Genomic DNA, 3988 nt, shown 5'->3' with positions numbered 1-3988 from the left:
CGTCGGCCGGGCGGGGCGGCGCAGGTCCTCGGTGCAGCCCGCGGCGGCGAGGGTCAGGCCAGACAGGCCCAGGCTCAGTGCGGCACGGCGGGACATCTCCATGGCCGCCCTCCCCTCGGTGTCGTTCGGTGTGGTGCCCCGGCGCGGGCGCAGGTCAACTCCGTCCGAGCCGGGACGGTCGCAGGCGGGCCGACGTCCGGACGGACGGGGCCGTCGTCGGGACGAGTGCGGGCGGGGGGACTCGAACCCCCATGTCCTAGGACACTGGAACCTAAATCCAGCGCGTCTGCCAGTTCCGCCACGCCCGCGTGGACGGGCCGCGCCGGACGCTCCCGTCAGGTCGCCCAGTCTATCGCCCGCGCCGGCGCGGATCAGTCCAGGCCGAGGGCCTTGCGCAGGCGCTCCACGTGGCCGGTGGCCTTGACGTTGTACTGGGCGAGGGAGACCTTGCCGGCCGGGTCCACCACGATCGTCGAGCGGATCAGGCCCTCGTAGGTCCTGCCGTAGTTCTTCTTCTCGCCCCAGGCGCCGTAGGCCTCGGCCACGGCGTGGTCCTCGTCGGAGAGCAGCGGGAAGGTGAGCTGCTCCTTCTGGGCGAAGCGGATGATCTTGCCGATCGGGTCCGGGGAGATGCCCAGCACCACGTAGCCGGCGGCCTTGAGGGACGCCAGGGAGTCGCGGAAGTCGCAGGCCTGCTTGGTGCAGCCCGGGGTGGAGGCCGCCGGGTAGAAGTAGACGATCACGTTCTTGCCGGCGTGGTCGCGCAGGGAGACGGGGCGGCCGTCCTGGTCCTGCAGGGTGAAGGCGGGGGCGGTGTCGCCCACCTCGAGTCGGGTGGTCTCAGCGGTGTTCATGGGCTCCACTCTGGCACATCCTCCGGGGCTGAGACATTTCTCACAGGAACCCGGGGCGATCGCCTCCACGCCGCGGCCGTCGAGCCGCGCTGCCGGCCTCGGGCCCGGGCACGCGAAAGGCCCGCCACCGCGTGGTGACGGGCCTTCCTCCGTGGTGCGCCCCCCGGGACTTGAACCCGGAACCTGCAGATTAAGAGTCTGATGCTCTGCCAATTGAGCTAGAGGCGCAGGTGCCGCTCCGGACCGGTTTTTGATCGGTGCCGCTCCGTGCAACGAGAAAGTACTCTACCAGGCCTTCTCGCGCATGTCCAAATCGGCGTAGAGGCCGTCGAGCTCGTCCATGAAGCCGGTCATGAACTCGTGGAAGTCCGCGGCGTCGTCCGCCTGGTCCAGGTCGGCCACGCCGGTCTCGGAGAGGTCGCCCACATGTACCCGGCTGTGCGGGGACACCTCGAACCAGGTGCGGAACCCCGTGACGGTCTCGAGCTGATAGCCGCTGCCGGTGTCCGCCACGGTCGCCACGTTGCCGAGCGAGACGGTGGAGACCTCGGTGGGGTCCGCGTCAGCTTCCACCTCGGGGTGGGACGGGTCCACCGGACACAGCACCAGCTCGCGCGGGACGCGTCGGTAGCCGATCACGAACGGGGTGGCCGTCCCGGAGGTCTGGCCGTAGACGAGGTTGTAGTCGCCGTGGTTGAACACCCGGGCATCGAACACGCCGCGCAGCCGTCGTTGGAGGGTGAGCGAGTCCATGCCTCCAACGTACGTGACGCGCATGACGCCTGTCGTGCGCAACAGGTCACGATCCGGTTGCATGTCACCAGATGGACGGGATCGTCTCACGGGCGCACCCCGTCCCTATGATGTGCGCATGGACACCACCTCGAAGGCTCAGGACAGCACTGCAGGATCGGCGGAGGTCGACATCAAGCCCCGTTCCCGGGACGTCACCGACGGCATGGAGCGCACCGCCGCCCGCGGCATGCTCCGCGCGGTCGGCATGGGGGACGAGGACTTCGGCAAGCCCCAGATCGGTATCGCCTCGTCCTGGAACGAGATCACGCCGTGCAACCTCTCCCTGGACCGCCTCGCCCATGCGTCCAAGGACGGCGTCCACGCCGCCGGCGGGTATCCGCTCGAGTTCGGCACCGTGTCCGTGTGACGGCATCTCCATGGGGCATGAGGGCATGCACTTCTCCCTCGTCTCACGGGAGGTCATCGCGGACTCCGTGGAGACCGTGATGATGGCCGAGCGTCTGGACGGCTCGGTGCTGCTGGCCGGCTGCGACAAGTCCCTGCCCGGCATGCTCATGGCGGCCGCCCGCCTGGACCTGGCCTCCGTGTTCGTCTACGCCGGCTCGATCATGCCGGGCACGGCCCGCCTCACCGACGGCACCGAGAAGCAGGTGACGATCATCGACGCCTTCGAGGCGGTGGGCGCCTGCGCCCGCGGCCTGATGTCCGAGGAGGACCTGCTGCGGATCGAGAAGTCCATCGCCCCCGGCGAGGGTGCGTGCGGCGGCATGTACACCGCCAACACCATGGCCTCGATCGGCGAGGCGCTCGGCATGTCCCTGCCCGGCTCGGCCGCCGCCCCGTCCGCGGACCGCCGCCGCGACGCCTTCGCCCGTCGCTCCGGCGAGGCTGTGGTGGACATGCTGCGTCAGGGGATCACCGCCCGGGACGTGATGACCAAGCCGGCGTTCGAGAACGCGATCGCTGTGACCATGGCCTTCGGCGGCTCCACCAACGCGGTGCTGCACCTGCTGGCCATCGCCCGCGAGGCCGGCGTGGACCTGCAGCTGTCCGATTTCAACCGCATCGCCGACCGCACCCCGCACATCGCGGACCTCAAGCCGTTCGGCCAGTACGTGATGACGGACGTGGACCGCATCGGCGGCGTCCCGGTGGTCATGAAGGCGCTGCTGGACGAGGGCCTTCTGCACGGGGACACCCTCACGGTCACTGGCAGGACGCTTGCGGAAAACCTGAGGGACCTGGACCCGGACCCGGTGGACGGCAGGGTCATCCGCACTATGGACGACGCCATGCACCCGAACGGCGGCATCGCGATCCTCCACGGCTCGCTGGCCCCGGAGGGCGCCGTGGTGAAGTCCGCCGGCTTCGACGCCGACGTGTTCGAGGGCACCGCCCGCGTCTTCGACCGCGAGCGCGCCGCCATGGACGCCCTGGAGGACGGCACGATCGCCGCCGGGGACGTGGTGGTCATCCGCTACGAGGGCCCCAAGGGCGGCCCGGGCATGCGCGAGATGCTCGCCATCACCGGCGCCATCAAAGGGGCGGGTCTCGGCAAGGACGTCCTGCTCATCACCGACGGCCGCTTCTCCGGCGGCACCACCGGCCTCTGCATCGGCCACATCGCCCCGGAGGCCGCCGAGGGCGGACCGATCGGCCTGGTGCAGGACGGCGACCGCATCCGCGTGGACATCGCCGGACGCACCATGGACCTGCTCGTGGACGAGGCCGAGCTCGCCGCCCGCCGCGAGGCCTGGGAGCCGGTGCAGCCGAAGTTCACCACCGGTGTGCTCGGCAAGTATGCCAAGCTCGTCCACTCCGCCGCCGAGGGCGCCTATCTCGGCTGATCCGCCCCATGCAGGAGCACACCCCGCCGACCGCCCCCGGACCCCAGGCCGCGCCGCCTGCCGGGGGCGGTGCACGTGTGTCCGGGGACGGGATCCGCGTGCTCCGCGCGGCCCGCGTCCATGACGGGGACCGGCTGCACGACGACGGCTGGGTCGCCCCTGGACGGCGAACCGCCTCATGGCCGTGGGGCTCGGGTCGGGACACCCCGTGGGGCGGGTCGGCCGCGGTCCAGGACCTCGGGGACGCGGTGCTCGCCCCCGGACTGGTGGACATGCACTGCCACGGCGCCGGTGGCGCCGCCTTCTCCGACGGCGCGGACGCCGCACGGACCGCGGCGGCGACGCTGCGTGCGCACGGCACCAGGACCGTCATGGCGTCGTTGGTGAGCGCGCCCGTGCCGGTGCTCGCGGAACAGGTCCGTGCACTGGTCCCGCTCGTGGCCGAGGGCGTCCTGGCCGGGATCCACCTCGAGGGACCCTGGCTCGCCCCCGGCCCACCGGGGGCGCCCCACGACCCCCGCGGCCCTGTGC

At 71.3% G+C, this 3988-nt stretch carries 2 protein-coding genes, 2 tRNA genes and 2 pseudogenes; 2 read left to right on the top strand and 4 right to left on the bottom strand.

Going from position 1 to position 3988, the window contains the following annotated elements; all coding sequences use genetic code 11:
• Nucleotides 1-226: 226 nt before the first annotated feature.
• The 4 genes from AC2W7A_RS10105 to AC2W7A_RS10090 form a co-directional block, all read right to left on the bottom strand.
• Nucleotides 227-308, bottom strand: a tRNA-Leu gene (locus tag AC2W7A_RS10105).
• A gap of 63 nt (nucleotides 309-371) precedes the next feature.
• A complete protein-coding gene (bcp, locus tag AC2W7A_RS10100) occupies nucleotides 372-854 on the bottom strand; it encodes a thioredoxin-dependent thiol peroxidase (RefSeq protein WP_485991241.1) in 483 nt (160 codons plus the stop codon).
• Nucleotides 855-1006: 152 nt separating this feature from the next.
• A tRNA-Lys gene (locus tag AC2W7A_RS10095) sits at nucleotides 1007-1082 on the bottom strand.
• A 57-nt stretch (nucleotides 1083-1139) separates the two neighbouring features.
• Nucleotides 1140-1607 carry a hypothetical protein gene (locus AC2W7A_RS10090; RefSeq protein ID WP_485991240.1) on the bottom strand — a complete coding sequence of 156 codons (468 nt, stop codon included), beginning with the start codon at nucleotides 1605-1607 and terminating at the stop codon, nucleotides 1140-1142.
• A gap of 118 nt (nucleotides 1608-1725) precedes the next feature.
• Between AC2W7A_RS10090 and ilvD the strand changes: the two are divergent.
• Together ilvD and AC2W7A_RS10080 are read left to right on the top strand one after the other, a co-directional pair.
• Nucleotides 1726-3457: pseudogene (ilvD, locus tag AC2W7A_RS10085) on the top strand (dihydroxy-acid dehydratase).
• An 8-nt stretch (nucleotides 3458-3465) separates the two neighbouring features.
• Nucleotides 3466-3988, top strand: a pseudogene (locus AC2W7A_RS10080) (hypothetical protein); the annotation flags it as partial.

The organism is Micrococcus sp. LASM2_SD2 (assembly GCF_057364565.1).
This window is presented reverse-complemented; position numbering and strand designations above follow the sequence as displayed.